5 protein-coding genes are annotated in these 2980 nt (G+C 31.3%); all 5 read right to left on the bottom strand.

Annotated elements, in window-relative coordinates:
• Positions 1-170 precede the first annotated feature (170 nt).
• Positions 171-782 carry a cysteine hydrolase family protein gene (locus tag HNR52_RS12080; protein ID WP_435620723.1) on the bottom strand — a complete coding sequence of 204 codons (612 nt, stop codon included), beginning with the start codon at positions 780-782 and terminating at the stop codon, positions 171-173.
• Positions 783-976: 194 nt separating this feature from the next.
• Positions 977-1498, bottom strand: coding sequence for an IS630 family transposase (locus tag HNR52_RS12085; protein ID WP_435620726.1), 522 nt, complete (start codon positions 1496-1498; stop codon positions 977-979).
• Positions 1494-2024: a helix-turn-helix domain-containing protein gene (locus HNR52_RS12090; protein WP_435620724.1), complete on the bottom strand. Its 531-nt coding sequence runs from the start codon at positions 2022-2024 to the stop codon at positions 1494-1496. Before HNR52_RS12090 ends, HNR52_RS12085 begins: the two co-directional genes overlap by 5 nt.
• Positions 2002-2259 carry a hypothetical protein gene (locus HNR52_RS12095; protein ID WP_435620725.1) on the bottom strand — a complete coding sequence of 86 codons (258 nt, stop codon included), beginning with the start codon at positions 2257-2259 and terminating at the stop codon, positions 2002-2004. The genes HNR52_RS12090 and HNR52_RS12095 overlap by 23 nt, the downstream gene beginning before the upstream one ends.
• Positions 2260-2488: 229 nt before the next feature.
• The gene (locus HNR52_RS12100) at positions 2489-2881 is read right to left on the bottom strand and encodes a pyridoxamine 5'-phosphate oxidase family protein (protein ID WP_435620727.1); all 393 of its coding nucleotides are present in this window, start codon (positions 2879-2881) and stop codon (positions 2489-2491) included.
• Positions 2882-2980: the final 99 nt, after the last annotated feature.

The following is a 2980-nucleotide window of genomic DNA, read 5'->3' on the forward strand; positions in this document are numbered from 1 at the left end:
GCGAGCTAATAATAAAGTACCTATTGATGAAATTTTAGCAGAACTACAGTTAGCATAGGTGTAGTGCATCTATTTGATGGTAATATTTGTTATCATTTTTTCTCATCTATAGTAAATTATATAAATCAACGTGTTTATCACTCTATAAATTTTTAAATGCGAAATCTCTGCTACTTTCCCAATAGTTTTATCATTTCATCTATCGATAAAACTCTAGCAAATGCAAATTCAAAATTTGCAAATGAGCCTTTTTCAAATTCTTCTGCGAATGATACTGTTGTTTCTCTCGGAACAAACACGTTATAATCTCTATAAAAAGCATCTCTAACAGTGGACTCAACACATACATTAGTGGCAACACCAGATACAACCAAAATTCTAACATCTAAGCTTCTCAGTACATCATCAAGTTCTGTATGGTAAAATCCACTGAATCGATGTTTTTTAACTATATAATCATCATTTTCTGGTTTTAATTCATCAATAATGTCTGCATCCCAACTACCTTCAAAGCAATGCCCTAGCTCCATTATTTGAGGAAATACCTCGCTAATAATGCCAGCATCCATCTTATCAGGTCGATGTATATGTTGTAAATAGATTACGGGTCGTCCACATCTTTTAAATTCCTTCTTCAGCCTTTTTATTGGATCGATAACTTTTAATGTCCTAGAAATGTCTAATCCCATTTTTGATAAAGAACCATCTTTGTTTATAAAAGCATTCTGCATATCAATTATTAATAATGCACTTTTTTCTAATCTAAATGATAAATCTTCCATCTAGCATATCTCCTTTTTATTTTTTATATGAATTTCCTATACATCGTTTTTAGCTTTTTCAAAATTAATAATAAATGAAAACCTTGTATTATCAGATTCACAAAATAACTGATATGTAAAAAAATTTATTTAAAAATACTTTTCAAGAGCTTGAACAAACTTATGCTATATACTCGTGTAATATAATTTCGAAATTACCAACATAACCTTTTAATAATGGCTGATTTATTCTTGGAAATAGTATCCATAAATCGTTTTATAACATTACTAATTTCCTTTCTAGTTTTATAAAAAGCATTATATATGACAGTTTCCTTCAACCATTTCCACAATCCCTCAATCCTATTAAGATTTGGTGAGTAAGGCGGTAAAAAGATAAATTCTAAATTGCATTTATGCTTCTCTTTGAATTCTTTCAGCAGTTTGGCATAATGAATTCTCCCATTGTCCAAAATCATCTTTATTTTCTTGCCAGGATAGGCTTCCACAACCTTTCTTAAAAAGTCCAAAAATGATTGTGCATCCAACGTCTCAGTTTCGGAATATATAATATCCCCTGTAAAATAGTCAATAACTCCAAATATTCCGACTCCTATGTGATGCCCATATGTCTTAACAATTCTCTGATGCCCTTTTAAAAACCAAGTAGCTGTAATGGCTTGATAATCCCTGATTTTACATTCATCTTCGAAAAGAATTACTTCATCTCTTTTAATGTTTTTTTATATCTTCAAACTTTTCCTCAAATTTTTTCTGCTCTTCTTCGTCTGCTTTCATCAAAACATATGTGGGCCTGGTATAAGTAAAACCCATCCGCTTCATCAATCGTCTAATGCTTGAGGCTTCAATATTAATGTTATAAACATCTTTTACATATTGAGCGATAATTCTTGAATTCCAGTTTACATTTACAGCATACCCGATTTCACTTGGTGTCTTTAAAATTACTTCCTTTAACTCCTCTTGAATGTCAGGAGTGATTTTCGGAATACGTCCAGGTGCCTTCCCTATGGTCAGCAATTCCTCCAAGCCGCCTTCATTGTATTTTTTCACATATTCTCCAACGGTTTGATTGTTAAACCCAAGTATTTTTGCTATCTCCAGCCGATTCTTCCCTCGAAATGCAAGAATAATCACATTAATACGGTCTATTTTCCTTGAATCTTTAAGTCCTCTTTTGAATTTCTTTAAACTCTTTATGGTCTGCCCATGTTCATTTTTAATAATACTTTTCTTTTTCATTTGTAAATACTCCCCGATATATATTTTCTCTTATATATATCGAACATTTCGGAATTATTCTACACTCATATATAGTTCTATTATATATCCGATTATATGCTGCTTTTTTAGGATTTGTCAACCATCCATATCCTCTTGGAGCCTTTATTCCAAGATTATGCCTTATAAATCTTTTTACACTTGTCCTTGCTGCAATGCTCTTTTTAAGGCTTGGTTTTCTAATACCGTACTTCATTGGCAATTCCCCCTAACCCACAATCTTAATAATTTACTATCAATGTACACAGTCGAAATGCATCCTTATATTGATATTATAACATATGCAATGGTCAAATTAAGTCATCACCTAAAGTCTATCTAATTTTTGTAAAGTACAACTTACCATTCATCCAATCTATCAAGCATCAATAATGATAAGTTACAAGGCATCGTTTAAAATGCCACATAACTTATCATTACATTAATCAAAGTGTATATTGCTTAGGCGGCTGACCTGAAAAATCAGAAATGGTTGCCATAGCCTCGTCTAAATAAAATATTACAAACTCTGGATTGTCAGGTGACTTATAAATTGATTTTATAAATGGATTATCATCAAGAATTTTTGTTTTTATTTTTACATCATCTGAAAATTCAACTCTTCCAGATAGTCTAATCCACACATTGTTTTGATTTGATACAGAAAGTTCAATATAAGGATTTAATTTAATCTCATCATAAACTTTCTTTTTATTTGATGTACAAAAATACAACTTTCCATCTTTCTCAAGCATAAATTGAAATGGACGAACCTTGGGCTTGCTGTCACGCCCTATCGACGCAAGGTATAAAACAGGATTTGCTTTTAAAAAGCTAATTACTTCCTCCCTCTATAATCTTTGATTTTCTTTTAATATCTCACTCATTCTCAGATTCTCACAATCTTCAAAGAAGCCCTCATGTATATCAATGCTATT

This window comes from Thermoanaerobacterium thermosulfurigenes (assembly GCF_051201035.1).
Taxonomy (GTDB): domain Bacteria; phylum Bacillota; class Thermoanaerobacteria; order Thermoanaerobacterales; family Thermoanaerobacteraceae; genus Thermoanaerobacterium; species Thermoanaerobacterium thermosulfurigenes.